Genomic DNA, 23,856 nt, shown 5'->3' on the forward strand with positions numbered 1-23,856 from the left:
CTAGGGTAGGCCCTCCGGGCGACCTCCGTCAGGGTTTCCCGCGGCTTGTCGCTCAGCGGTGCGTGATAAAAGAGGAGATTTCCGTGACGTCCGAGGTCCGAAGCGACGCTGTCGACGCCGTCGTGCTGGTCGGGGGCAAGGGCACGCGCCTCCGGCCGTTGACGCTGTCGGCGCCGAAGCCGATGCTCCCCACAGCCGGGACGCCCTACCTGAGTCACCTGTTCTCCCGCATCCGCGAGGCCGGCATCCGGCACGTCGTGCTGGGCACGAGCTACCGGGCGGAGGTGTTCGAGGAGTACTTCGGCGACGGGAAGTCCATCGGCCTCGACCTGGAGTACGTGGTCGAGGAGGAGCCGCTCGACACCGCGGGCGCGATCCGGAACGTGTACGACAAGCTCCGGGCCGACCACGTGATCGTCTTCAACGGCGACATCATCTCCGGCTCGGACCTCGGCGAGCAGCTGCGCGTCCACCGCGAATCCGAGGCCGACGTCACACTGCACCTGCAGCGCGTGCCGGACCCCAGCCGGTTCGGGTCGGTGCCGACCGACGAGACCGGGCGGGTCCAGGCGTTCCTCGAGAAGACGCCGGACCCGCCGACCGACCAGATCAACGCCGGCTGCTACGTCTTCCGCCGTCCGGTGATCGAGGCCATCCCGACCGGACGGCGGGTGTCGGTCGAGCGCGAGACGTTCCCGCAGCTGCTCGAGCAGGGCGCGCACATCCAGGGCTTCGTCGACGAGTCCTACTGGCTGGACGTCGGCACGCCGGAAGCGTTCGTGCGCGGCTCGGCCGACCTCGTGCGCGGCCTGGCGCCGACGTCGGCGCTGCCCGGCCGCCCCGGCGACTTCCTGGTGCTCGACGGCGCGTCGGTGGCCGAAGACGCCCAGCTCAGCGGCGGCTCGACGATCGGCGTCGCCGCCGTGGTGGGCTCGGGCGCGAAGATCGACGGCTCGGTCCTGTTCGACGGCGCGGCGGTCTCCGAGGGCGCGATCGTCGAGCGTTCGGTGCTCGGGCACGGCGCCCGCGTCGGCGCCGGCGCGGTGCTGCGCGGCGTGGTGCTGGGCGACGGCGTGTCCGTCGGGGCCGGCTGCGAGCTCCTCGACGGCGCCCGCGTCTGGCCGGACGTCGTCCTGCCCGACGGATCCGTCCGCTTTTCGAGCGACGCGTAGCCCGGTGTTCTGGCGTCCCGCGTTCGAGGTCGACCTGGGCCGGGTCCTGGGTCCGCTGAAGCGCGGCCGCGGGTCGCTCAACATCCTCACCGACGAGCGCGGCATCACCTGGCTCGCGTCGAACACCCCGGACGGCCCCGGAACGCTGGCGCTGCGCCGCCATCCGGACGGCCGCATCGAAGCCGCGGCCTGGGGCTCGGCGAAGGACCGGCTGCTCAGCGGGGTGCCGGCTTTGCTGGGGGCGGACGACGACGACGCGGGGTTCGTCGCGCACCACGACGTCGTCGCGCGGGCCCGGCGGGCGAACCCCGGCCTGCGGCTCGGCGCGACCGGGGTGGTGTGGGACTGGCTGGTGCTCGCCGTGCTCGAGCAGAAGGTGACGGGCAAGGAGGCGATCCGGTCGTGGGCCGAGCTGTGCCGCCGGTTCGGCACGCGCCCACCCGGCCCGGCGCCCGAGCGGCTGCGCGTGCCGCCGGCACCGGCGGCGCTGAGGGCGCTGCCGGACTGGCACTGGCACCGCGCGGGGGTCGACATCAAGCGCCGGACGGCCCTGCTGAACGCGGCGCGCGTCGCCGGTCACCTGGAGCGGGCGGTGGAGCTGCGCGGGCTGGAGGGCCGCCACTGGTTGCGCCAGGTCCCGGGCATCGGGGTCTGGACGGCGGCGGAGATCGCCCAGCGCGCCTGGGGCGACCCGGACGCGGTGAGCTTCGGCGACTACAACATCCCGTCGATGGTGGGGAACGCGCTGCTGGGCACGAAGCTCGACGACGCGGGAATGGCGGAGGTGCTGGCCCCGTACGCCCCGCAGCGGCAGCGGGCGGTGAGGTATCTGGAGGCGGCCGGGCACACCCGGCCGCGGTTCGGGCCACGGATCGAGCTGCGCGACTACCGCGCGATGTGACGGCGCCGCAGCTGCGGCGGCGAGCGGTGGCGGACTGCTGCGGCGCGGGGTGGCGGCGAGGCGGCGCGTGTGCCAACGATTCGGCGGCGAGCTGCTGCGGGGCGGTGTGCGGAGCCGGGCTGCTGCGCGCGGCGCGGGCGCGGGGTGGCGGCGAGGCGGCGCGTGTGCCAACGATTCGGCGGCGAGCTGCTGCGGGGCAGGACTCGGCGCTCGGGGGTGTGGGCCGATGTGCGGTGGCGGGCTGCTGCAGCGAGCGCTGGGCGGCTGCTGCAGCGCGGCGTTGCGGGCCACGGATCGCGGTGCGCGATCACCGTCCGGCCCCGGAATGCCTGAAGGCCGCCATCGGGGCATCGCTGCTCTGATGGCGGCCTACGGAGGCTGCGCGCTACTGCTGCGGGGGATAACCACCCGGCGGTGGCGGGTACGGCGGCTGCTGGCCGGGATAACCCTGCTGTGGCCCGGGGTAACCCGGGTATCCCGGTGGCTGCTGGCCCGGAAAGCCTTGCTGCGGCGGGTATCCCGGCTGCTGGTACCCGGGGTACTGCGGCGGGTACGGCGGCTGCTTCGGCTTGCTCGCGTTGACGATGAGCAGCACCACTCCGACGATGCCGGCGATCACCACCAAGATGATCAGCAGCATCAGCACGCTCACCATCAGCCGTTCCCCTCGTCGAGTGCCGCGCGGACGATCGACAGCGCCTCGGCGTCGTCGAGGCCGAGCTTACGGGTGGTCTTCGCGTACTCCGCCGCCGCCTGCTGGGCTCGGCGGCGGCTCTGGTCGCCCGCCGCCGCGACGAAGCTTCCCGCTCGGCCGCGCGTCTCGATCAAGCCCGCTTCCTCCAGCTCGCGGTAGGCCCTCGCCACCGTGTTCGGGGCGATTCCCAGGTCGGCCGCCAGCTGCCTGACCGTGGGCAGCTTCGTGCCGACGGCCAGGCTCCGGTCGTTGATCCGCGTCGCGAGCCCGGACCGGACCTGCTCGAACGGCGGGACCGGCGAACTGCTGTCGAAGGGGACGATCACCAGCTCTGCGGACCCGCTCCCGGCCCCGGCAACTGCTGCTGCGGAGGGAACGACGGCCCCTGCGGGGCGTACTGCTGCGGCGCCGGCGGATATCCCGGCTGCTGCGGGAACCCCTGCTGCGGCGAAGGCGGCGGGTACCCGGGCGCGAAGCCCGGCTGCGCGAACCCCTGCGACGGCGGCGGAGAACCCGGTGGTGGCGAACCCGGCGGCGGGAAGCCCTGCTGCGCAAAACCCTGCTGCGGCGGGAAGTTCGGGTTCGGCGGGAACTGCCCGCCGTTCTTCATCGCCTCTTCGCGGCGCATCTTCGACACCCGCACCGCCACCGCGATGACGAACACGATGATGCCCAGGACGATCAGCCCGAGCACGATGTACCCGAACACGCCGGTGTCGCCGCCTCCGCCGGAGTGGTAGTGCACCCGCTCCGGGAACTGTGTAGCCATGTGGTCCCTCCCTGTCCGCGAACCAGGTTATCCCCCGGCACCGACAGGAACGGCCGCTTTCACCAGATCGGCGAGATCTTCCGACCCCGCGGGCAGCGCGTTCGCCGGCCACCACCGCAGGTCGTCGGACTCGTCGCTGCGCACCGGCGAAGCGCCCGGCGGGGCGTGCACCGCGAAGCGGACGTCGAAGTGCCGGGTCGGCACGCCCAGCGAGCACGTGATCGGGTGGACGTCCAGGTGCACCGGCTCGGCGGAGATCCGGAGCCCGGACATCCCCGACTCCTCGGTGGCCTCCCGCAGCGCCGCCCCCGCCAGCGACGCGTCCGACGGCTCGCAGTGGCCGCCGAGCTGCAGCCACCGCCCGACCCGGGGGTGCAGCGTCAGCAGCACCCGGGTGCCGGTGTGGTCCAGCACGACCGCCGACGCCGTCAGGTGCCCGGCCTCGCACGACCGCTCGCAACTGTCAGAACGAGCAGCCAAGAAACCGAGGAAGGCCTGCCGCAGCGACTCCTGGGAAGGGACCGCAGGCTGCCACGACGAAAGCGTCGTGACGGCGTCCGCGTGCAGGCTCACAGTTCCAGCAGCCCGTCGCCGGCCAAGGCCGGGCCACGCGGCTCCGGCTCGGTGAGCGGCACGCCGATGGCGACCGAGCCCAGCGGCTGCCAGCGCTCGTCCAGGCCCAGGACTTCGCGGACGACGTCGGCGGCGAAGATCGTCGACCCGATCCAGCACGAACCCAGGCCCTCGGCCGCCAGTGCGACCAGCAGGCCCTGGACCGCGGCGCCGCCGGCGACGGTGAACATCGTCTTCTCGCAGTCGTTGCGCCGGTCGTCGCGGTAGGTGTGCGCGCCGTCCGGGACGAGGAACGGGATGACGATTTCCGGCGCCCGGTACAGGATGTCGCCCCGGCTGAGCCGCTTCGCGATCTGTTCCGGCGTGAAGTCGTCGCCGGACAGGTCGGCCTGCCACGACTCGCGCATCGCGTCGAGCAGCTTCTTCCGGACGCCGGGGTCACGCAGCCAGACGAACCGCACCGGGTGCGTGTGGTGCGGCGCGGGCGCGGTCAGCGCGGAACCCACCGCCCGCCGGATGGAGGTGGGGGAGACCGGCTCGTCCGCGAAGTGCCGCACCGAACGCCGGGCCGGGACGGCCTCGCGCCGGCCCTGCGCGACGGCTTCGTTGACGCCCAGCCGGAAGAGGTCCTCCTCCAGCGGGCGGACCAGGTTCCGCGCGGTCGAACCGTCGTCCTCCGGGAAGAACCCGCGGACCACCGCGACCGGAGTTCCGCCGAGCTTGCCCTTGACCAGGTCGGCGGCCGCGGCGAGCTCGTCGGCGACGGCGACCTCGGTGACGGCCAGCTCGTTGCCCTGCCCGTCGACCTGTCCCTGGTAGGCGTGCAGCACGCGCAGCCCGGACGAGCCGATGGCGGCGTCGGTCTGCCCGATCCGCCAGGCCCGGCCCATCGTGTCGGTGACGACGACGGCGACCTCGACGCCGAGCCGCTCCCGCAGCCCGTTGCGCAGCGCCAGCGCCGAAGCGTCCGGGTCGGCGGGCAGCAGCGCGACCTCGTCACCGGCCACGTTGGACGCGTCGATCCCGGACGCGGCCTGCACGATCCCCAGGTGGTTCTGGGTGATCACGGTGCGCGCGATCCGCGCGACGATCCGCACGGCCTCCTGCTCGACGAGCTTCCGGCGTTCGGCGTCGCGGGCTTCCGGGTCCGACGGCACGCGCACGAGCCTGCCCTCGGCCTTGGAGACGATCTTGCTGGTCACCACCAGGACGTCGCCGGAGCGCAGCCAGGGCGCGGCGGCCACGATCGCGCCGGTCAGGTCGTCGCCCGGGCGGAACTCCGGCAGCCCGGTGACGGGCAGGATCTCCAGCTTGGGGGAAGCGTGATCAGGGGTGTCAGCGGTGTTGGTCAACGGGGGCTCCAGCCAGTTCGAGGGCGGCCCGGGCCATCGCCGCGGTCGCGTCCACATCGGACATCAGCAGCGGGACGTCGCGGACGGTCACGCCCGGCACGTCCGCCGTCTCGCCTTCGGCGATCAGCCAGCCGTCGAGCACGCCGTCGGCCTGGCGCGAACCGTAGTGCCGGCCCACCGCCTCGGCCGACGTCTCGACGCCGATCGCGGTCAGGCACGCGTCGGCCATCCCGCGCAGCGCCTTGCCGCCGATGATCGGCGACACCCCGACGACGCCGGCCGACGTCTTGCGCAGCGCGTCCCGGACACCGGGCACGCCCAGCACGGTGCCCACCGAGACGACCGGGTTCGACGGCGCGAACAGCACGGCGTCGGCGTCCTTGATCGCCTCCAGCACGCCCGGCGCGGGCTTGGCCTCGTCGTTGCCGACCGCCACGATCGAGTGGGCCTTCGGCTCGGCGCGGTAGCGCACCCACCACTCCTGGAAGTGGACGGCCTTCTGCTGCCCGTCCTGCTCCGGGTCGTCGATCACGACGTGCGTCTCGACGCGGTCGTCCGACATCGGGAGCAGCCGGACGCCGGGCTGCCAGCGGTCGCACAGGGCCTCGGTGACCGCCGAAAGCGGGTAGCCCGCGCGCAGCATCCGAGACCGGATCAGGTGGGTGGCGATGTCCTTGTCGCCGAGGCCGAACCAGCTCGGCTCGGCGCCGTAGGCGGCCAGCTCCTCCTTTACGACCCAGGTCTCGCCCGAGTGCCCCCAGCCGCGTTCCTTGTCGATCCCGCCGCCCAGGGTGTACATGCAGGTGTCCAGGTCCGGACAGATCCGCAGCCCGTGCATCCAGACGTCGTCGCCGGTGTTGACCAGCGCCGTCACCTCGTGCGGGGAGTCGGAGGCACCTTCCGGTGCCATGCCCAAAGCCGCCTTGACACCCAGCAGGAAGCGGGCCCCGCCCACTCCGCCGACCATTACCACGATCTTCACGACGTCGAATCCTCGCACGAGCCGGGTGCGGGCACCCAGTACCGGTATCTGTGGTGCGGGGCGTAGCCGAGCCCCGCGTAGAGCGCAAGCGCTCCCGAATTCCCCTCCGCGACCTGCAACACCGCGCGGTCCGCCCCGTGTTCCACGCCCCACGTCCGCACGGCGCCCATCAGCGCCGACGCCAGCCCGCGGCGGCGGAAGACCGGGGTGACTTCGAGGCGGCCGACGTGCAGCCAGCCGTCGACCAGCGCTCCGCGGACGACGCCGGCGAGGACCCCCTCGGCCGTCGCGCCGCCGTAGCCGACCTTTCCGGAGGTCAGGACCTGCCGGGCGGCGGGGGAGTCCTCGCCGGGGCGCAGCGCGAGCTCCCACCAGCCGGGGACCGGCTCGTCGCCCACCGTGACGCCCGGGACGCCGGGCGAGGGCGTCAGCGGGGCGGTGAGCACCACGACTTCGTGCCCCGCGCCGTGCCCGGTGGCCGGCACCCACCCGCTCGTGGCGATCGCGCGTTCGTTCGGGCTGTCCCGGACCACCTGCACCATCGGGGTGATCCCCCGGTCGTGGGCGAAATCACACACCGCGCGCAGAGCCTCGCCGAACGGGCGGCCGGGGTCGCCGACGGCGAGTGCGCTGTTGGCGCGCCCGGTGAAACCGTCCGCCCAGCGCAGGCGCCACTCACCCAGGGGATCCTCCACCAGGGGCGGCCATGCTTTGCTGCAGGTGATTTCGAGCTTCTCGCGGGCGTTCACCGCTAGATTGTGACGGAGGCGGTGAAAGTCGCGGGAGCGGATTTCGGCAGGAGGTGACCGTGGGTATCCAGCGCAAGGACGAACGGCACAACGAGAAGCTGGTCGACGAGATCGCCGAAGGGTTCAACCGAGCCGTGGGGGAGAAGAAGACTGAGGACGAAGCGCCCAAGCCGCGCTTCGTCATCACCGGTGACGCCCGGGCCACCCCGCCCCCGCGCCGCCGGGAGCGGTGAGCCCCATACCCCGGGTATGGCTAAGGCTTGCCTCACCGACCGAACGGGTGCCGACCCCGCGTAATGTCGGCACCGACTGGCTGTTTGCAGAGAAAAGCAGGAGTGCGCAGTGACCTACGTGATCGCCGAGCCCTGCGTCGACGTGCTCGACAAGGCGTGTATCGACGAGTGCCCCGTGGACTGCATCTACGAGGGCGAGCGGATGCTGTACATCCACCCCGACGAGTGCGTCGACTGCGGCGCCTGCGAGCCGGTCTGCCCGGTCGAGGCGATCTACTACGAGGACGACGTCCCGGACAACTGGTCGGACTACACCAAGGCGAACGTCGACTTCTTCGACGAGCTGGGCTCGCCCGGCGGTGCGTCCAAGGTGGGCAAGACCGCGCACGACCCGGCCTTCATCAAGGCGTTGCCCCCGCAGGGCGAATGAACCGGATCGCGCTGCCCGACTTCCCCTGGGATTCGCTCGCCGAGGTCAAGGCCACGGCCCAGGCGCATCCCGGTGGGGTCGTCGACCTCTCCATCGGCACGCCGGTCGACCCGGTCCCGGCCGGCATCCGCGAGGCCCTCGCGTCGGTCTCGGAGATCCCCGGGTACCCGACCACCCACGGCATCCCGGCCCTCCGGGAAGCCGCGCGCGGAGCGCTTTCCCGGCGCCACGGCGTCGACGGCATCGAGCCGGACGCCGTGCTGCCGACGATCGGGTCCAAGGAGGCCGTGGCCTGGCTGCCGCGGCTGCTCGGCTTCGGCCCCGGTGACGTCGTCGTCATCCCGGAGCTGGCTTACCCGACGTACGAGGTCGGGGCCCTGCTGGCGGGCGCGTCGATTCTGCGGACCGACGGCCTGACCGCGCTCGGCCCGCAGAAGCCGGCGATGATCTGGCTGAACTCGCCGTCCAACCCGACCGGCCAGGTGCTGCCGGTCGAGCACCTGCGCAAGGTCGTCGAATGGGCCCGCGAGCGTGACGTCGTCGTGGTCTCCGACGAGTGCTACCTGGCGCTCGGCTGGGAGACCGACCCGCTGTCGGTGCTGCACCCGGACGTCTGCGACGGCCGGACCGACGGGCTGATCGCGGTCCACTCGCTGTCGAAGTCGGCGAACCTGGCCAGCTACCGCGCCGGGTTCCTGACCGGTGACCCCCACCTGATCAAGCGGCTCCTGGAAGTGCGCAAGCACGCGGGCATGATCGTGCCGCGCCCGGTCCAGGAGGCGATGGTCGCCGCGCTGACCGACGACGAGGCCCTGCACGTCCAGCGCGAGCGCTACGCCCGCCGCCGGCTCGTCCTGCGGAAGGCGCTGCAGGACAACGGTTTCCGCATCGACCACTCCGAAGCGGGCCTCTACCTCTGGGCCACCCGCGACGAAGACGCCGCCACGACGGTCCGGTGGCTGGCCGACCGCGGCATCCTGGTCGCGCCCGGGACGTTCTACGGCCCGAAGGGCGGCAAGCACGTCCGCGTTGCGCTGACCGCGACGGACGAGCGCGTCGACGCCGCCGTGGAGCGCCTGACCGCGGGCTGAGCCGTCCGGAAACTGTCGGTGCCCCCGGCTACGGTGCCGAGCATGTCCATGACGATCGAATTGGCCCGCTTCAAGGTCGGCGACAGCGCCGTGGCCCAGCTGCTGGCGGAGCGCCCGGCGATGGTCGAGGCGATGCGCCGGCGGTTCCCCGGCTGTCTCGCCGCTTATCTGACCAGGGAAGACGACGGCGGTTGGCTGGACGTCGTGCTCTGGCGCAGCCGGGCCGAAGCCGAGGAGGCGGCCCGGCTGATCGACTCGGTGCCCGAGTGCGCCGCCTGGTTCCGGCACATCACCGAATCCGCCGGGCTGCGGCACGTCGAAGTCGTCGACCACTGGCCGGAGCCCGGTCAGTAATCGCGGCCGGTGAGGCCCCGGTAGACGAACCGCGTGAGCAGTTCGATCGCTTCGTCGTCGGTCGGCGGCGTCCAGCCCGCCGGCGCACCGTGCAGCCACGTCGCCGCGAACGCGTCGACCAGGTGGTAGATCAGCATGCCGCACCGGTCCGGGTCCGCGGGCAGCCGCATTCCGGCGCGGGTGATGTGCGCCAGGTGGTCGTCGAGGTCGGCGGCCTGGGACGCGCCGAACTGCGCCACCGTCCGGGCGAAGGATTCGCTGACCATCGCCGCCTGGCGCAGGGCCAGCATGGTCGCCGCGTTGTCCCGGTAGAACTCCCAGTACTGCTTGACGTGCCAGCGGACGGCCGCCGGGTCGCTGAAGTCGTTGAGGTGGTCTTCGCTGTCGGCACTCTCGTCGCCGGACGCCGCGATGTCGGCCATCAGCGCTTCCAGGAGCTCTTCCTTGCCCGCGAAGTGGTTGTAGAACGACCCCGCGGCCCGGCCCGCCTCGGCGGTGATGTCGGTGATCTTCGTGTTCAGGTAGCCCTTCCGGGCGAAGACGCGCTTGGCCGCGGCCTTGAGCGCGGCCTCGGTCTCCGCGGCCTTTTCCTTGCGGCTCGTCGCCGTCATCGCCACCTCCCTTGACACGGGACGCTAGCAGCGCCATTCTGAATTCAGATTCACTGAATCGAAATTCATTGGGAGGATGACATGGACACACGGGTGCTGATCGCGGGCGCGGGACCGACCGGGCTGACGCTGGCCATCGAGCTGGCGCGGCGGGACGTCGCCGTGCGGATCATCGACAAGGCCGAGACGTACTTCGTGGGCTCGCGCGGCGACGGGCTGCAGCCGCGCACGCTGGAGGTGTTCGAGGACCTGGGTGTGCTCGACGCGGTTTTGGCCGCGGGCATGGCCCCGGTGCCGATGAAGATCCACCTCGGCGGCGAGGTGGTCGGCGAGCGGATGATGTTCGACCCGGTCGAGCCGACGCCGTCGCGGCCGTACCCGACCGGCTGGTTCCTGGGCCAGTCGCAGACCGAGGGGATCCTGCGCGACCGGCTGGCCGAGTTCGGCGTCCGCGTCGAGCTCGCGACCGCGCTGACCGGCTTCGACCAGGACGCCGAGGGCGTCACGGCGACGCTGAGCACGGGGGAGACCGTCCGCGCGGAGTACCTGGTCGGCGCGGACGGCGGCAAGAGCTTCGTGCGCAAGACGCTGGGGATCGCGTTCGAGGGCACGACCGACGAGTCGATCCGGATGCTGCTCGGCGACGTCCGGGCCGACGGCCTCGACCGGGACTACGGCCACTGGTTCGCGACCCCGGACGAGCCGATGAGCGGCATGTCGTTCAGCCCGCTGCCGGGGACGCCGCACTTCCAGTTCGGCGCGGCGCTCGGCGACGGCGAGACCGACGTCGAGACGGCGTTGCCCGCGGTCCAGTCCCGGCTCGACGCGTTGAGCGGCGGCACGGTCAAGCTGTCCGACCTGGCCTGGTCGACGGTGTGGCGGCCGAACGTCCGCCTGGCGGCCCGCTTCCGCGACGGCCGGGTGTTCCTGGCCGGCGACGCGGCGCACGTCCACCCGCCGACGGGCGGGCAGGGGCTGAACACGGGCGTCCAGGACGGCTACAACCTGGGCTGGAAGCTCGCGGACGGCTCACCGGAGCTGCTGGACAGCTACGAGATCGAGCGAAGGACGGTCGCGGCCCGGGTGCTCGGGGTGACCGCCGGGATCCTGCAGAAGTACGTCGACGGGGACGACGACGCCCACCACCGCGGCGAGGAGACGAACCAGCTGAACATCAGCTACCGCGGCGGCCCGCTGGCACCGGCCGGGACGGGCGGGCTGCAGCCGGGCGACCGGGCGCCGGACGCCCCGCTGGCCGACGCGAACGGCAAGCGGGTGCGCCTGTTCGAGCTGTTCCGCGGCCCGCACGCGACGGAGCTGCTGTTCGGGGCGGGCGAGACGGCCGGGTACCGGATCCTGCCGGCGGGGAGCGTGGCGACGGGAACGGACCTGGTCGACGACGGCGGCCACGCGTACGCGGCGTACGAGGCCGAAGGGGGCCGGAGGGTGCTGATCCGGCCCGACGGTTACGTCTGGTCGATGTCCTGAGACTCAGGCGTGCAGGGCTCGGGCGGCGGCGTCCACCGCTTTCCAGGAGCGTCGCCACGCCGCGCGGGCCTCGGCGCGGCGGCCCAGCTCGCGCTCGGCGATCCGGCCGGCGACGAATCCCATCGGGCCGTCCGCCGACTCCAGGACCGTGCGCATCCGCTCGGCCGCGACCACCGCGTCCTGGTGCTCACCGAGCACCGTCTGGAAGTCCTTCGTCGCCTTGAGCAGGTGCTTGATCTTCGCCGTCTGCTTCTTCTTCGCCGACGTCTGGGCCAGCTCGGCCGCGTAACGCAGCTTCTTGCCGTAGATGCGCAGCGCGTGCAGGTCGTCGTCCGGCGGGTCGGCGGGCAGGGCACGGACGGCCTTGGCGAGCTTGCGGTGCGGCTTCGCCAGCCCGCCGATCAGGTCGTGCGGCTTCTCCGCTGCCGCGGCCGACGCGCTGTCCCGCGTCAGCAGGCTCACCTCGCGCAGCAACGTCGAGTACCGGGCACTCGACAGCGCCCGCGTCAGGCGCCGCTTCGCCGTGGCTCGCTCGGTGACGAACTTCGACACCAGACGGCGGCCCGGGGCCTGGTCCCGGACCTCGAAGCCGGCGATGACCTCGCGCAGGTGCCCGATCAGCACGTCGTAGTCGCGCACCTCGCCGAGGGACTGGCCGAGCCAGCCCAGTTCCGCGCGCACCGGTTCGGCGCCGTCGCCGACCAGCTCGCCGGACAGCTTCAGCACGCTGCGCATCCGCCGCAGGGCGACGCGCATCTGGTGCAGGTCCTCCGGATCCACGCCGGAGCGCGTGCCGGGTTCGTGCGCGAGCAGCGCGCGGATCTCCCGGTCGAGCTTGGCCCGCACGTGGTGGCCAGCGGGGTCGGCCGGACGCGCTTCGACGGGCGCGTCCGGCAGGCCCAGCTCAGCCGGTGTCCGGCGGAACGATTCGGTGGTCACCCCTGGATGGTAGGTGACCGATCGCTCTCAGTCGTTGGCGTGCAGCGCCGCGTTCAGCTCGACGCCGGCGCCGGTCCGCGGCACGACCTCGACCGCGCCGTTCGCCGAGTTGCGGCGGAACACCGCGCCCGAAATGCCGTTGAGCTCGCGGGCCTTGACGACCTTGCCATCGACGAGGACCTTCGTGCCCGCCGTGACGTACAGCCCCGCCTCGACGACCGTGTCGTCGCCCAGCGAGATGCCCACGCCGCCGTTCGCGCCGATCAGGCAGCGCTCGCCCAGGGAGATCGTTTCCTTGCCGCCGCCGGAAAGCGTGCCCATGATCGACGCGCCGCCGCCGACGTCCGAGCCGTCGCCGACGACCACGCCGGCCGAGATCCGGCCCTCGACCATCGACGCGCCGAGCGTGCCGGCGTTGAAGTTGACGAAGCCCTCGTGCATCACGGTCGTGCCGGAGGCCAGGTGCGCGCCGAGCCGGACGCGGTCGGCGTCGCCGATCCGGACCCCGGACGGCAGGACGTAGTCGACCATCCGCGGGAACTTGTCCACGCTGTATACGGTCACCGCGCCGCGCGAGCGCAGCCGCAGCCGGGTCGTCTCGAAGCCTTCGACCGGGCACGGGCCGTGGTTGGTCCACACGACGTTGGCCAGCAGGCCGAACATGCCGTCGAGGTTCTGGCCGTGCGGGCGGACCAGCCGGTGGGAGAGCAGGTGCAGCCGCAGGTACATGTCGTGCGTGTCCGCGGGCGCGTCGGCCAGCTTGCCGATCGTGGTGCGGACGGCGACGACCTCGACCCCGCGGTCGGTGTCCGGGCCGAGCAGCGCCGCGGCGGCCTCGCCGAGCAGCTCGGTGGCCTCTTCCGCGCTCAGGCGCGCGGTCCCGGGCGTGCCGCCTTCGGTCAGTTTCGGGTGCGGGTACCAGGTGTCGAGGACCGTCCCGTCGGTCGCGACGGTGGCCAGCCCGACGCCGCTGGCGCCGGTCGTTTCGGGGTTCGGGCTCTGCTCGCTCACGGCCCTCACCGTAGTGGAGTGACGCGGATCAACCACTCGTGGGCCGCGCGTCTACCTGCTTCTTCAGGCCCGCGAGGGCGCCGGCGATGTCGACGAGCGCCTGCGAGCAGGGACCACCCGCGGCCGGGACCGTCGTGCAGCCCGCGCTCCGGAACGACCCGACGGCCCGCTCCAGCTTGGTGGCCTCGGCGACCAGCTGCGGGTCGCGGTCGTCCGCGCGCTTGCGGGCCGCGCCCGGCACGTTGGCGACCTCCGTGACGTACTTCTCACAGCCCTTCGGCAGCTGGGTGCGCGGGCTCGCGTAGCACTGGTCGACGGTGAGCGCGTCGAGCTTGGTCGGGAGCGCGTCCGGGCCGGGCTCGCCCGCCTGCGGTCTGGGGGCCGGGCCGGCTTCGTTCCCGCAGCCGGACAGGACCAGGACCAGCAACGCGCCGCCCACGGCGACCGGGAACCTACGCACACCCCCACGGTAGCGTGCGGGGCATGAGCCTGGACCTCCACGCCGATCCGGTGGACCTGACCGCAGCGCTGGTGGACATCTTCAGCGTGTCCGGCGCCGAGGCCGAGATCGCGACCGCGGTGCAGGACGCGTTGCAGACGCAGGCCCCGCACCTCGAAGTCGTCCGCAACGGCGACGCCGTCCTCGCGCGGACCCACCTCGGCCGCGCGTCGCGGATCGTGCTCGCCGGGCACCTGGACACCGTGCCGGAGAACGGCAACCTGCCTTCGCGGCGCGAAGGCACCGGTGACGAAGAGATCCTGCACGGCCTCGGCACGGTCGACATGAAGGGCGGCGACGCGGTCTTCCTGCACCTGGCGGCGACGCTGCCGTCGCCCAAGCACGACGTCACCTTCGTGTTCTACGACAACGAAGAGGTCGAAGCGGTCAAGAACGGCCTCGGCCGGATCGAGCGCGAGCTGCCGGAGTGGCTGGCCGGCGACCTGGCGATCGTCGGCGAGCCGTCGAACGGCGTGATCGAGGCCGGCTGCCAGGGCACCATGCGCGTCGAACTGCGGCTCTCGGGGAAGCGGGCGCACACCGCGCGGGCGTGGATGGGCGAGAACGCGATCCACGCGCTCGCCGAGCCGCTGCGCCGGCTGGCGGAGTACCCGCCGCGGATCGTCGACATCGACGGCCTGACCTACCGCGAAGGCCTCCAGGCGACGGCGATCAGCGGCGGAGTGGCCGGCAACGTGGTCCCGGACGCGGCGGTGCTGACGGTGAACCACCGCTTCGCGCCGGACCGCGACGCGGCCGCGGCCGAGCGTCACCTGCGCGAGGTTTTCGACGGTTTCGAACTGTCCGTTGTGGACCTGTCCCCGGGCGCGCTGCCGGGCCTGTCGGCCCCGGCGGCGGCGGAACTGGTGGCAGCGGCGGGCGGCCGCGCGGCGGCCAAGCTGGGCTGGACCGACGTCGCCCGTTTCGCGGCGCGCGGCATGCCGGCGGTGAACTTCGGCCCGGGCAACCCGACGTTGGCGCACACGAAGCAGGAGAACGTCCGGGCGGCGGAGATCCGCCAGGTGACCGAGGTGCTCCGCAAGTTCCTGGGCTGAGTTCCGGCGCCGCTGCACCGAACGTCGCAACCGGTTCTGTGGCCGTGGTCACATTCGGTGCGCTGAGCTGCGGTGACGCTCCGCCACCGCAGGTCACCGCAACTTTTCCCGCCCGCGGCCCGTATGTCCTTCTGAAACCGCGCACCCCGGGAGGACCCATGCCGAAAACCGCGAGACGGGCCGCGGCCGCCGCCGTGCTCGCCCTGGCGGTGGGCAGCGGGGTGGCCGCGTGCGGGGAACGGCAGCCCGTCGCCGCGCCGGCGGCCGGGCCGGTCGTCATGGACATCGGGGACGCCACCTCGGTCCCGCCGCCGCCGGCGGCGGAGCGGGAGCCCGTGACGCAGAGCGCGCCCGTCGAAGCCGCCATCACCTTCCCGCGGACCGGGTCCGGGCAGTGGATGTTCACCCCCGGCAACGACGAGGTCGCCGGGAAGGCCGGCCGGCTGATGCGCTACCGGATCGCCATCGAGACCGACATCGACGGCGTCGGGCCCGCCGGGTTCGCCAAGGACATCCGCACCATCCTCGGCGACCCGCGCGGCTGGACCGCCGGCGGCCAGTGGCGGCTGCAGCAGGTCGGGCCGGCCGACATGGCCGACTTCACCATCTACCTCGCGACGCCGGCCAGCCGCGACAAGCTGTGCGGCGGCACGCCGGACAGCTACACCTCCTGCCGCAACGGCAGCAACGTCGTGCTCAACGTCGCCCGCTGGGCCAACGCCGTTCCCGGCTACGGTGCCCCGCTCGAGGCCTACCGGCAGTACATGGTCACCCACGAGACCGGGCACCGGCTGGGCCAGGGCCACGAGCTGTGCCCCGGCCCGGGCCGGCCCGCGCCGGTGATGGAACAGCAGACGCTCGGGCTGCACGGCTGCGTCCCGAACCCCTGGCCGTTCCCGGACGGCGGCGGCCGCGAATACGCCGGCCCGCCGGGGGAGTACGACGACCCGATCCCCGCCGGCGACTCCTGAGCCACCGGCCCGGATCCGGCGCCGCCTGCCGTTAGGCTCGCCGGCATGCCGGACAGCACTTCGACGTCGCGCGTGGCCGGCGGCGACGTCGTCGAGGGGCGGCAACGCCTCGTCTTCGTCGACAAGGGTGACTATTACGAGTTGAGCCCGCTCGGCGTCTTCGCGGACGGCGTCGTCTGCTGGCGCTACGAATCGACTGATTTCGACGGTCTCCGCGCCGCGTTCGACGACGGCACGTTGACCCTCACCCCGCCCGAGGGCGCATCGCTGATCATCACCGGCACGGCGAAAGGAACCGTGCCGGCACTGGAATCGTGGCTGACGCCGGAGCTGGTGATCGGCGAGCTCGCCGACGAGGTGGACGTGCTCAACGACCGGCCGGACTCCTCCCGGCGTTGCTGGGACGCGCTGCTGGCGTACGCCGCGGATCCGACCGGTGCCCACCTCGAGGCCGTCCGCGAGTCGTACCACGCGGTGCCCGGGCACCGCCGGATCCACGTGCTCGGCGACATGGACCAGAACGATGTCCCGGTCCGGATCCTGCTCGCCGAGGTGGGGGAGACGATCCCGGCCCGGCGCCCGGGCCGCACGCTCACGGTGACGCCGGAGGTCCGGGAGAGGGCGCTCGACTACTTCCGCCGGAGCGAGGCCGGGATCGCCCGAGCCGAGGCGCAGCGGGTGGCGGACGGACCGGAGACGACCGTCCCGCTGGTCGTGGGCGGGTACGTCTACCCCAGCGGCTGGCCCGATCCGGCGGGCCTGGAGGTGCTGCAGACCGACTACCCGGCGGCGGTGACGAGCGGCGGCCGGGAGTACGCGAGCGTCATGCACGCCTACTGGGCGCTGTCCACCGGCGACGCCGGTTGGCACGATCGGATCGCCGCCGCCGCCCGGGGCCTCGACGCCCGGACCCTCGGCGAGGAAGCGCCCCGGCGGGCGGGCTGGCCGACGGCCCGGCTGGGCGTGATGGCCGCGCTGCTGCGGGACAAGTTCGAGCGCCACCCGGCGATGGCGGCGACGTTGCTGGGCACGGGTGACGCCCGCCTGCTCTACAACGACCGGTCTTCGAAGTACTGGAGCTCGGGCGGCGCCAACTGGCTGGGCCGGCTCCTGGAACTCGTCCGTTCCGAGCTGGCCACCCGGTGATCGGAGGGATCACCGGCCCGGGTGCGGCCCGAGCCGGTGATCGGCAAACCGGGCGGACCTAGCGGCCCTGCAGGGACTTGACGTTGTTGCCGAACGTCCAGCCCTTCGAGCCGTCCCAGTTGACCGACCAGTCCATCAGGCCCTTGAGGCCCGGAACCGACCGCCACGCCTGGGAAACCAGGCTCGTCGACAGGTAGCCGCCACCCGCGCCGGGCTGGGCGGGCAGGCCGGGGACCTGCTTGTCGTAGGGCACGCGGATCGTCGTGCCCTGCACGACCAGGCCGTTGTTCAGGCACTGCGTCTGGACGGTGAAGCCCTGCACGGTCCCGGCCTGGTAGGAATCGCCGGAGCAGCCGTACATCGAGCCGTTGTAGTACTGCATGTTCAGCCACCACAGCCGGCCGTTGTCCGCGTACTTCTTGATGATCGGCAGGTACGCGCCCCAGATCGAGCCGTAGGTGATGCTGCCGCCGGTCACGTACGCGGTCTCGGGCGCCATCGTCAGCCCGAAGTTCGACGGCATCCGCGCGAGCACACCGTCGATGATGCGGATCAGGTTCGACTGCGACGCCGAGAGCGTCTTGATGTTCCCGCTGCCGGTCAGGCCGGTCTCGATGTCGATGTCGATCCCGTCGAAGTTGTACTGCTTCAGGATCGGCACGACCGTGGCGACGAACCGGTCGGCGACCGCCGACGACGAGAGGTCGATCCCGGCGGCCGCGCCCCCGATGGACAGCAGGATCGTCGCGCCCGCGGCCTTCGCCGCGCACATCTCGGCCGGGGTGGACACCTTGACGCCGGCGTCCATCCCGTTCTCCCACAACACGGTCCCGTCGGAGCGGATCACCGGGAAGGCGGCGTTGACGACGTTGTACCCGTGCTGCGCCATGCGGCTGTCGGTGACCGGGATCCAGCCCAGGCCGGGGTGGACGCCGTTCGCGGCGCCGTCCCAGTTTTCCCAGTACCCCTGGAGGACCTTGCCCGCGGGCCTCGGCTTCACCGCGCATGTGTCGGCCTGCACCGCCCCCTGCGCGGGGGCCGGCACGAGCAGCGGGACGGCCAAGACCGTGGCCAGCAGGGTGGCTAACAAGCGACCGGACATACCGGCTCCCATCGTCGTTGAAGGGCGGACGCGGCGTGTCCGTCCACGATAGGGAGCGGGGGAAAGCGCTGACTACCTACGAACGGGTGGTCTAGACAACCGGGGCGCCCCGGCGAGGAGCGCCCCGGTCGCGGCTCAGACGGTCAGCGTCCAGGAGGACAGGTAACCGGTGTCGGCCGGGCCGACGTCCTTGATCTGCAGTTTCCACGCGCCGTTCGCGGCTTCCGGGGAGGCGTTGACGGTGTAGGTGGTGTCGAGGTTCGGCGTCGAGTCGCTGCTCGAGTTCTTGAGCCGGTACGCCGTGCCGTCCGGGGCGACGAGGTCGAGGACCAGGTCACCGCGGTAGGTGTGGGTGATGTGTACCTCGACCTTGGTGGTACCGGACGCGTTGCGCGCGCAGCCCGCCACGTTCGCGGTGCTGTTCACCGCGGCACCCGGGTAGTCCGGAATGTCCAGCCGCGTCGAGTTGGTCACCGGCGCGCACGACGAGCTGCCGACGCCGAGCGAGAACGCCGCCGTGTGGTCGGCGTTCACGCCGTCCGCGGTCACCGTGAGGGGGAAGGTGCCGGTCGGCGTCGACGCGGAAGTCGAGATGGTCAGCGTGGAGCTGCCGCCCGACTGCACGGTGGCCGGGCTGAACGACGCCGTCGCGCCCGCGGGCAGGCCGGAGGCGGACAGCGAAATCGACTGCGCCGAGCCGGACGTCGTCGCGGTGCTGACGGCGACCTGCAGCGACTGTCCCGGTTGGACGGTGCCCGACGCCGGGTTCAGCGAGACGGAGAAGTCGTTGCCCTGCGGCGTGCCGACGGCCAGCTTCCAGAGCGCGTAGGCGATGGCGTCGCTGTTCTTCTCCAGCGGCGGGTCCGGGATGTTCGCCGTCGTGTCGCAGGCGCGGTGGTAGCAGTTGTCGAACGGCGAACCCGCGGTGCCGCCCCACTTCTGCGCCTGCGCCGAGCTCTTGATGTCGCCGGCGCCGGTGGCGAGGCCGCCGACCGGGATGCCCGCGCTCTTGAAGGAGGCGTGGTCGGACCGGCCGTCGCCTTCGCTGTCGCCTTCGGTCTGGATGCCGATGGAGGAGAAGTACTCGTCGAAGACGGCCTTGACCGAAGCGACGTCGTCGTAGACGAAGTAGCCCCAGTTCTTCGAGCCGATCATGTCGAAGTTGAGGTAGGTCTTGATCTTGGTGCGCTCGCTGCTCGGCAGGTTGTTGACGTAGTACTTGGAGCCGACCAGGCCGGACTCCTCGTCGGCCCACCAGCCGAACCGGACGCGCTTGGCCATCGCCGGGTTGGTCCGGGCGAGCGTCAGCGCGACCTCGAGGATCGACGCGCTGCCCGAGCCGTTGTCGTTGATGCCGGGGCCGGCGCTCACCGAGTCGAGGTGCGCGCCGAGCATGATGACCTGGCTCGCGTCGCCCTGCGGCCACTCGGCGATGAGGTTCTGCGACTGCCCGAGGCAGCTGGTGCAGGTCTGCCGCGTCGTGGTGTAGCCGGCGTTCTTGAGCAGGTTTTCCACATAGGACACCGACGCCGCGTACCCGCCGCCGCGCGCCGAGCGGGTGCCGCCGTTGTTGTTGGCGATGGTCTGCAGCTGGTTGAGGTGGCCCTTGATGTTGGCCAGCGAGATGTCCGGCGCGGCGAGCGCCGTGGCGGGCGCGGCGGTGGCTGTGGCGCCTCCGGGTGCGCTGACAACGCCCAGCACGGCGGCGAGGGCGGTGACCCCGGCGCCGAGTCGTGTCTTCCACTTCATGGCGGTGAATTCCTTCGGTGGGGGTGGGGGACAACGACCGTGAAGGCCGCACCTGGCTGGTGCGGCCTTCACGGGGTCGGGGGTGCTACACGGTCAACGTCCAGGAGGACAGGTAACCGGTGTCGGCCGGGCCGACGTCCTTGATCTGCAGCTTCCACGCGCCGTTCGCGGCTTCCGACGAAGCGTTGACGGTGTAGGTGGTGTTGATGTTCGGCGTCGAGCTGCTGCTGGAGTTCTTCATCCGGTAGCTTGTGCCGTCCGGCGCGATCAGGTCGAGGACGAGGTCACCGCTGTAGGTGTGGGTGATGTGCACCTCGACCTTGGTGGTGCCGGACGCGTTGCGCGCGCAGCCGGACACGGTGCTGGTGCTGCTGACCGCGGCACCCGGGTAGTCCGGGATGTCCAGCCGCGTCGAGTTGGTCACCGGGGCGCACGACGACGTGGTGCCCACGGTCAGCGCGTACGTCGCGGTGTGGTCGGTGCTGGCCCCGTCGGCGGTGATGGTGACCGGGAAGCTGCCGGTCGGGGTCGACGACGTCGTCGCGATGGTCAGCGTCGAGCTGCCGCCCGAGGAGATCGTCGCCGGGCTGAACGTCGCGGTCGCGCCGGTGGGCAGGCCCGAGGCGGACAGCGTGATCGACTGGGCCGCGCCCGAGGTGATCGCGGTGCTGATCGTGGTGGTCGCCGAGGCGCCCGGCTGCACCGAACCCGAAGCCGGGTTCAACGCGACCGAGAAGTCCGGCCCGCCGCCGCTGCACGACGCCGGCTCACCGCTGACGGTGGTGACGGAGATGGCGTCCCACGCGGCCTTGGTGGCGTTGTACTCGGTGCAGCTGCCCGGGAAGAGCGCGATCGCGGCTTCGAGGGTCGCCTTGCGGGCGGCCTTGTGGTTCCACGACGAGGTCTTCTTCAGCAGGCCGTTGTAGAAGATCTTGCCGGCCTTCTGGATGCCGATGCCGGTGACGCTCGAGCTGTTGCAGGTCGGGCTGGCCGGCTTGCCGCCGCCCGGGTTCGAGCCCTCGGCCAGCAGGTAGAACCAGTGGTTCTGCGGGCCCGCGGCCGCGTGCACCTCGGTGCTCGGGATCGACGACGAGTAGCAGTTCGGGTCCCCGACCTTGGACGGCTGGTACATGTAGCGGATCGGGCCCTGGCCGACCAGGTTGACGCCCTCGCCGACTTCGTAGTCCGGGGTGTCCTTGGTGTTGTTCGCGTAGGCCTCGGTCAGCGCGCCGAAGATGTCACCGGTCGACTCGTTCATGCCGCCGTTCTCGTTGCCGGAACCGGCACCGCCCGGCGTGAACTGGAAGATGCCGTGCCCGAACTCGTGGCCGACGACGTCCATCGAGGTGGCCTGGCGCTGGTTGTCCTGCGAGTGGCCGAAGTGCGTCGAGGAGCCGTTCCAGTAGGCGTTGACGTCGGACAGGCCGACGCTGGCGGGGTAGCCGGTGCCGCTGCCGTTGATGCCGTTGCGGCCGAGCCAGTCGGCGAGCATCTTCCACTCGGTCTGGACGCTGTAGAGCACGTCGACGCAGCCGGTCTCGAGGTCCGTGCCGGTGCCGTTGCCCCAGTTGTTGTCCGGTCCACTGTAGACGGAACCGCCCTCGCGGCCGCAGCTGATGCCGGTGCGGCCCGGGTCGCGCAGCGTGTACGTGCTGCCGGACTGCGTCGTGTCGATGGAGACGTTGCCGACGTAGTAGCTGTTGCCGGTGCCGGCGACGTTCACCGTGGCGGGCCGGTCCTGCCCCTTCGCCCCGGAGGCGAAGGTCTTCACGTCGTCCCGCTTGTCGAGCACCGCCCCGGTCGCCGCGTCGACGAACACGTGCAGGTTGCTCGGTGCCGTGGCGGTGCGCCCGGCGACGACGACCTCGTAGGCCAGCTTCGGGCTCGTCCCGGCCAGCACCACCTTCTCCGGCGTGCTCACACTGTCCACAGTGGGCAGTTGAGCGCGCGCGGTGGCGGCCGCCTTCGCCGCGTCGAGGGGCGCCTGGGTCCCGACGGTGATGGCCGCGGTCTCGGCCGCACTGGTGCCGCGGACGCGCCCGGCGCCGTCGGCGACGACCACCGCGTCCCCGCCCACGACCCGCAGGCCCTGGTAGGTGCGCTGGTAGGCGCCGTAGAAGAGGCCACCGCCACCGGCGGTCAGGCCGATGCGCTGGAACGATTCGGCCGGCCCGCGGCGCAGGGCGTCGAGACCGCTGGCGGCGGCTTGATCGGCCGCGCGGGCGGCTGCCGCTTCGGGAGCGGCGGGCTGTGCCTGAGAAGCTGCGCTCGCCGGGGTCACCGGTAACGCGAGCGTCATGGCGAGCCCGGCGGCGGCCGCCAAGCCCGTGCTGAACCCACGATGGGTCATCGAGGTCTTCCTTCCATGAAGGCAGAATCGAGGTCCGGTAAGGGGAAAAGGAGACGTGTCCGGCGTGCTAACAGCAGGTATGCGTCCGGACGCATCCGAGTAAAGGATCAGCGGATCGGGGCGTCAATGCGCCGAACGGACCAACGGCACGTTCCGGATTATCGAATCAATTCGTACAAACCCCGCCGCAGCAGGGGATTCTCGCCGCGTTCCGTCCCGGAACGACTTTCGTAGGGATTGTCCGCGACACCATCCGATCGCCGGGCGATCTCGATCATCGGGATTCGTTAGTACCGCTCAGGAATCGGTTCAGCCGTCTTCCGCGCCCAGCGCGATGAGCCCGTTCCGCAGCACGTCCGCCGCCTCCGCCTGCTTCCCCGTCTCGCCGAGCAGCTCGCTCAACGGCCGCAGCGCGCGGACCAGCACCCCGCGGGCGCCCAGGCCGGTGGCGAGCTCGACGGCGGCCCGCAGGTCCTCGGCCGCGCGCCGCGCGTCGCCGCGGGCCCTGGCCAGCGAGCCGAGCTGCAGCCGCAGCTCCGCGGCCAGCGCCGTGCCCGCCACGATCGCCGGGCGGACCTGGTCGAGCAGCGCCGCCGCCGTCTCCAGCCGGCCCGCCGCGAGGTATTCCGCGGCGAGCTCGACGGTGATGGCCGGGACGTCGTCCGGCCACGCCGTCTCCCGCGCCGCCCCGAGGTCGGCCAGCGCGCCCTCGACGTCACCCGACCGGCCGCGGACCCGGGCCCTGGCCAGCAGGCAGTACGCCATCGCCGGGTGCAGCGCCCGTTCCTGCATCAGGTCGTAGGCCGCGGCGACCGACGCGGCCGCGTCGGCGAACCGGTCCGCCGCCAGGTGGCTGCGGCACACCTCGACGTGACTGCGGGTCAGCTCCGCGAGCACCGCCGGGCCGCCCCGGGCGAACCGCAACGCCGAGCCGGCGTACTCGGCCGCCCGCTCCAGGTCGCCCTGGCGCAGGTGCCGCTCGGCCAGGCAGGCCCGCAGGGTCAGCAGCATCGACGGCTGCGGGTAGCCGTCGCGCAGCAGCTCGGCGTGGCAGGTTTCCAGCAGGTGCACCGAATACTGCACCTCACCCCAGCCGGTCAGCACCGCCGCGCGCAGCGGCACGACCATCGCCCGCACCGGCGGCGGCTCACCCGACAGGGCCGTCTCGGCGTCCGCGACGTACTTGGTGCGGACGTCGCCGGTCGAATACCCGGCCAGCCACAGCAGCGCGATCCCCGCCTGCCGCGGCCGGTCCAGCCGCTCGGCGCGGCGCCGGATCCGCTGCATCCGCGGGGTGGCGCGACGGGCGTCGCCGGCGAGGAACCGGTCCGCCGTCTCGATCAGCTCGAGGTCGAGCTCGATCAGCTCACGCGGGGACCGGCCGCCGAGCAGCTCGCCCGCGTCGATGCCGAGCTGCTGGGCGAAGAACCGCAGCGCGTCCCCCGACGGCGTCCGGGCGCCGGTCTCGACCGACGACACGTACGCCGCGGAGTACTGCGGCCCGGCGAGTTCGCGCTGCGTGAGCCCGCGTTCGGTGCGGAGCTCACGCAGGCGTTCGCCGACGCTCTCGCTCACCCAGGTGCCTTTCCGCCGTGGATGTCCAGGGTAAGCCGCGCGGTGGCGGGGTCCGCCACC

The 23,856-nt window shown here is 72.2% G+C and carries 25 protein-coding genes; 10 read left to right on the forward strand and 15 right to left on the reverse strand.

Translation table 11 applies throughout. The features are described 5' to 3' along the window. Positions 1-83 precede the first annotated feature (83 nt). Together manB and QRY02_RS42815 are read left to right on the forward strand one after the other, a co-directional pair. Entirely contained in the window at positions 84-1,172 is a 1,089-nt protein-coding gene (manB, locus tag QRY02_RS42810) for a mannose-1-phosphate guanylyltransferase (RefSeq protein ID WP_285988391.1), read from the forward strand. Between the two features lie 4 nt (positions 1,173-1,176). After that, positions 1,177-2,073 (forward strand): DNA-3-methyladenine glycosylase family protein, encoded by an 897-nt coding sequence (locus QRY02_RS42815; protein ID WP_285988392.1) that lies wholly within the window; start codon positions 1,177-1,179, stop codon positions 2,071-2,073. Positions 2,074-2,458: 385 nt separating this feature from the next. Here the strand turns inward: QRY02_RS42815 and QRY02_RS42820 are convergent, their stop codons facing one another. The 7 genes from QRY02_RS42820 to QRY02_RS42850 are packed head-to-tail and all read right to left on the reverse strand — an operon-like array spanning position 2,459 to position 7,192. Next, the gene (locus QRY02_RS42820; RefSeq protein ID WP_285988393.1) at positions 2,459-2,728 is read right to left on the reverse strand and encodes a hypothetical protein; all 270 of its coding nucleotides are present in this window, start codon (positions 2,726-2,728) and stop codon (positions 2,459-2,461) included. Then, positions 2,728-3,093, reverse strand: a complete 366-nt coding sequence (locus QRY02_RS42825) for a GntR family transcriptional regulator (protein WP_285988394.1) — start codon at positions 3,091-3,093, stop codon at positions 2,728-2,730. Before QRY02_RS42825 ends, QRY02_RS42820 begins: the two co-directional genes overlap by 1 nt. Further along, complete coding sequence (locus tag QRY02_RS42830) at positions 3,090-3,536, reverse strand: hypothetical protein (protein ID WP_285988395.1); 447 nt, start codon at positions 3,534-3,536, stop codon at positions 3,090-3,092. The genes QRY02_RS42825 and QRY02_RS42830 overlap by 4 nt, the downstream gene beginning before the upstream one ends. A gap of 27 nt (positions 3,537-3,563) precedes the next feature. After that, positions 3,564-4,109: an NUDIX hydrolase gene (locus QRY02_RS42835; RefSeq protein WP_285988396.1), complete on the reverse strand. Its 546-nt coding sequence runs from the start codon at positions 4,107-4,109 to the stop codon at positions 3,564-3,566. Continuing rightward, a complete protein-coding gene (locus QRY02_RS42840; RefSeq protein ID WP_285988397.1) occupies positions 4,106-5,518 on the reverse strand; it encodes a coenzyme F420-0:L-glutamate ligase in 1,413 nt (470 codons plus the stop codon). The genes QRY02_RS42835 and QRY02_RS42840 overlap by 4 nt, the downstream gene beginning before the upstream one ends. Continuing rightward, entirely contained in the window at positions 5,445-6,443 is a 999-nt protein-coding gene (gene cofD, locus QRY02_RS42845) for a 2-phospho-L-lactate transferase (protein WP_285988398.1), read from the reverse strand. Before cofD ends, QRY02_RS42840 begins: the two co-directional genes overlap by 74 nt. After that, the gene (locus QRY02_RS42850; protein ID WP_285988399.1) at positions 6,440-7,192 is read right to left on the reverse strand and encodes a GNAT family N-acetyltransferase; all 753 of its coding nucleotides are present in this window, start codon (positions 7,190-7,192) and stop codon (positions 6,440-6,442) included. The genes cofD and QRY02_RS42850 overlap by 4 nt, the downstream gene beginning before the upstream one ends. Positions 7,193-7,251: 59 nt before the next feature. Here QRY02_RS42850 and QRY02_RS42855 point away from each other — a divergent pair, with 59 nt between their 5' ends. The 4 genes from QRY02_RS42855 (at position 7,252) to QRY02_RS42870 (ending at position 9,300) form a co-directional block, all read left to right on the forward strand. Then, positions 7,252-7,425 carry a hypothetical protein gene (locus tag QRY02_RS42855; RefSeq protein ID WP_285988400.1) on the forward strand — a complete coding sequence of 58 codons (174 nt, stop codon included), beginning with the start codon at positions 7,252-7,254 and terminating at the stop codon, positions 7,423-7,425. A 109-nt stretch (positions 7,426-7,534) separates the two neighbouring features. Continuing rightward, positions 7,535-7,855 (forward strand): ferredoxin, encoded by a 321-nt coding sequence (gene fdxA, locus QRY02_RS42860; protein ID WP_003083029.1) that lies wholly within the window; start codon positions 7,535-7,537, stop codon positions 7,853-7,855. After that, positions 7,852-8,946 (forward strand): succinyldiaminopimelate transaminase, encoded by a 1,095-nt coding sequence (gene dapC / locus QRY02_RS42865; RefSeq protein WP_285988401.1) that lies wholly within the window; start codon positions 7,852-7,854, stop codon positions 8,944-8,946. The genes fdxA and dapC overlap by 4 nt, the downstream gene beginning before the upstream one ends. Before the next feature lie 42 nt (positions 8,947-8,988). Then, a complete protein-coding gene (locus QRY02_RS42870; protein ID WP_285988402.1) occupies positions 8,989-9,300 on the forward strand; it encodes an antibiotic biosynthesis monooxygenase in 312 nt (103 codons plus the stop codon). On the opposite strand, the gene QRY02_RS42875 is transcribed toward QRY02_RS42870, so the two are convergent. After that, positions 9,294-9,911 carry a TetR/AcrR family transcriptional regulator gene (locus tag QRY02_RS42875; protein WP_285988403.1) on the reverse strand — a complete coding sequence of 206 codons (618 nt, stop codon included), beginning with the start codon at positions 9,909-9,911 and terminating at the stop codon, positions 9,294-9,296. The genes QRY02_RS42870 and QRY02_RS42875 overlap by 7 nt on opposite strands. An 81-nt stretch (positions 9,912-9,992) precedes the next feature. On the opposite strand from QRY02_RS42875, the gene QRY02_RS42880 reads away from it, so the two are divergent. After that, the gene (locus QRY02_RS42880; RefSeq protein ID WP_285988404.1) at positions 9,993-11,399 is read left to right on the forward strand and encodes an FAD-dependent monooxygenase; all 1,407 of its coding nucleotides are present in this window, start codon (positions 9,993-9,995) and stop codon (positions 11,397-11,399) included. Between the two features lie 3 nt (positions 11,400-11,402). Here the strand turns inward: QRY02_RS42880 and QRY02_RS42885 are convergent, their stop codons facing one another. The 3 genes from QRY02_RS42885 to QRY02_RS42895 are packed head-to-tail and all read right to left on the reverse strand — an operon-like array spanning position 11,403 to position 13,788. Then, positions 11,403-12,338 carry a CHAD domain-containing protein gene (locus QRY02_RS42885; protein ID WP_285988405.1) on the reverse strand — a complete coding sequence of 312 codons (936 nt, stop codon included), beginning with the start codon at positions 12,336-12,338 and terminating at the stop codon, positions 11,403-11,405. A 27-nt stretch (positions 12,339-12,365) separates the two neighbouring features. Further along, entirely contained in the window at positions 12,366-13,349 is a 984-nt protein-coding gene (dapD, locus tag QRY02_RS42890; protein WP_285988406.1) for a 2,3,4,5-tetrahydropyridine-2,6-dicarboxylate N-succinyltransferase, read from the reverse strand. Between the two features lie 28 nt (positions 13,350-13,377). Further along, positions 13,378-13,788, reverse strand: a complete 411-nt coding sequence (locus QRY02_RS42895; protein ID WP_353069652.1) for a hypothetical protein — start codon at positions 13,786-13,788, stop codon at positions 13,378-13,380. Between the two features lie 44 nt (positions 13,789-13,832). Here QRY02_RS42895 and dapE point away from each other — a divergent pair, with 44 nt between their 5' ends. From dapE to QRY02_RS42910, 3 genes are all read left to right on the forward strand, one after another. Continuing rightward, positions 13,833-14,903, forward strand: a complete 1,071-nt coding sequence (gene dapE, locus QRY02_RS42900) for a succinyl-diaminopimelate desuccinylase (RefSeq protein ID WP_285988408.1) — start codon at positions 13,833-13,835, stop codon at positions 14,901-14,903. A 158-nt stretch (positions 14,904-15,061) separates the two neighbouring features. Beyond that, a complete protein-coding gene (locus QRY02_RS42905) occupies positions 15,062-15,874 on the forward strand; it encodes a DUF3152 domain-containing protein (protein WP_285988409.1) in 813 nt (270 codons plus the stop codon). A gap of 45 nt (positions 15,875-15,919) precedes the next feature. After that, entirely contained in the window at positions 15,920-17,020 is a 1,101-nt protein-coding gene (locus QRY02_RS42910) for an NADAR family protein (protein WP_285988410.1), read from the forward strand. A 58-nt stretch (positions 17,021-17,078) separates the two neighbouring features. Here QRY02_RS42910 and QRY02_RS42915 read toward each other — a convergent pair whose 3' ends face one another. The 4 genes from QRY02_RS42915 to QRY02_RS42930 form a co-directional block, all read right to left on the reverse strand. Then, a complete protein-coding gene (locus tag QRY02_RS42915; protein WP_285988411.1) occupies positions 17,079-18,122 on the reverse strand; it encodes a chitinase in 1,044 nt (347 codons plus the stop codon). 135 nt (positions 18,123-18,257) lie between these two features. Further along, positions 18,258-19,871, reverse strand: a complete 1,614-nt coding sequence (locus QRY02_RS42920; protein WP_285988412.1) for a M28 family metallopeptidase — start codon at positions 19,869-19,871, stop codon at positions 18,258-18,260. 85 nt (positions 19,872-19,956) lie between these two features. After that, entirely contained in the window at positions 19,957-22,221 is a 2,265-nt protein-coding gene (locus tag QRY02_RS42925) for a M4 family metallopeptidase (RefSeq protein ID WP_285988413.1), read from the reverse strand. Positions 22,222-22,530: 309 nt separating this feature from the next. Further along, positions 22,531-23,796 (reverse strand): helix-turn-helix domain-containing protein, encoded by a 1,266-nt coding sequence (locus tag QRY02_RS42930; RefSeq protein WP_285988414.1) that lies wholly within the window; start codon positions 23,794-23,796, stop codon positions 22,531-22,533. Positions 23,797-23,856: the final 60 nt, after the last annotated feature.

The organism is Amycolatopsis sp. DG1A-15b, assembly GCF_030285645.1.
GTDB lineage: Bacteria > Actinomycetota > Actinomycetes > Mycobacteriales > Pseudonocardiaceae > Amycolatopsis.

Bases quoted from the DNA above. Each gene is read 5' to 3' on its own strand.
- QRY02_RS42905 (WP_285988409.1), top strand. From the start codon at position 15,062: ATGCCGAAAACCGCGAGACGGGCCGCGGCCGCCGCCGTGCTCGCCCTG.
- dapC (WP_285988401.1), top strand. From the start codon at position 7,852: ATGAACCGGATCGCGCTGCCCGACTTCCCCTGGGATTCGCTCGCCGAG.
- QRY02_RS42915 (WP_285988411.1), bottom strand. From the start codon at position 18,122: ATGTCCGGTCGCTTGTTAGCCACCCTGCTGGCCACGGTCTTGGCCGTC.
- QRY02_RS42920 (WP_285988412.1), bottom strand. From the start codon at position 19,871: ATGAAGTGGAAGACACGACTCGGCGCCGGGGTCACCGCCCTCGCCGCC.
- QRY02_RS42840 (WP_285988397.1), bottom strand. From the start codon at position 5,518: ATGTGGACGCGACCGCGGCGATGGCCCGGGCCGCCCTCGAACTGGCTG.
- QRY02_RS42880 (WP_285988404.1), top strand. From the start codon at position 9,993: ATGGACACACGGGTGCTGATCGCGGGCGCGGGACCGACCGGGCTGACG.
- QRY02_RS42925 (WP_285988413.1), bottom strand. From the start codon at position 22,221: ATGACCCATCGTGGGTTCAGCACGGGCTTGGCGGCCGCCGCCGGGCTC.
- QRY02_RS42910 (WP_285988410.1), top strand. From the start codon at position 15,920: ATGCCGGACAGCACTTCGACGTCGCGCGTGGCCGGCGGCGACGTCGTC.
- QRY02_RS42870 (WP_285988402.1), top strand. From the start codon at position 8,989: ATGTCCATGACGATCGAATTGGCCCGCTTCAAGGTCGGCGACAGCGCC.
- QRY02_RS42820 (WP_285988393.1), bottom strand. From the start codon at position 2,728: ATGGTGAGCGTGCTGATGCTGCTGATCATCTTGGTGGTGATCGCCGGC.
- QRY02_RS42830 (WP_285988395.1), bottom strand. From the start codon at position 3,536: ATGGCTACACAGTTCCCGGAGCGGGTGCACTACCACTCCGGCGGAGGC.
- dapE (WP_285988408.1), top strand. From the start codon at position 13,833: ATGAGCCTGGACCTCCACGCCGATCCGGTGGACCTGACCGCAGCGCTG.
- QRY02_RS42875 (WP_285988403.1), bottom strand. From the start codon at position 9,911: ATGACGGCGACGAGCCGCAAGGAAAAGGCCGCGGAGACCGAGGCCGCG.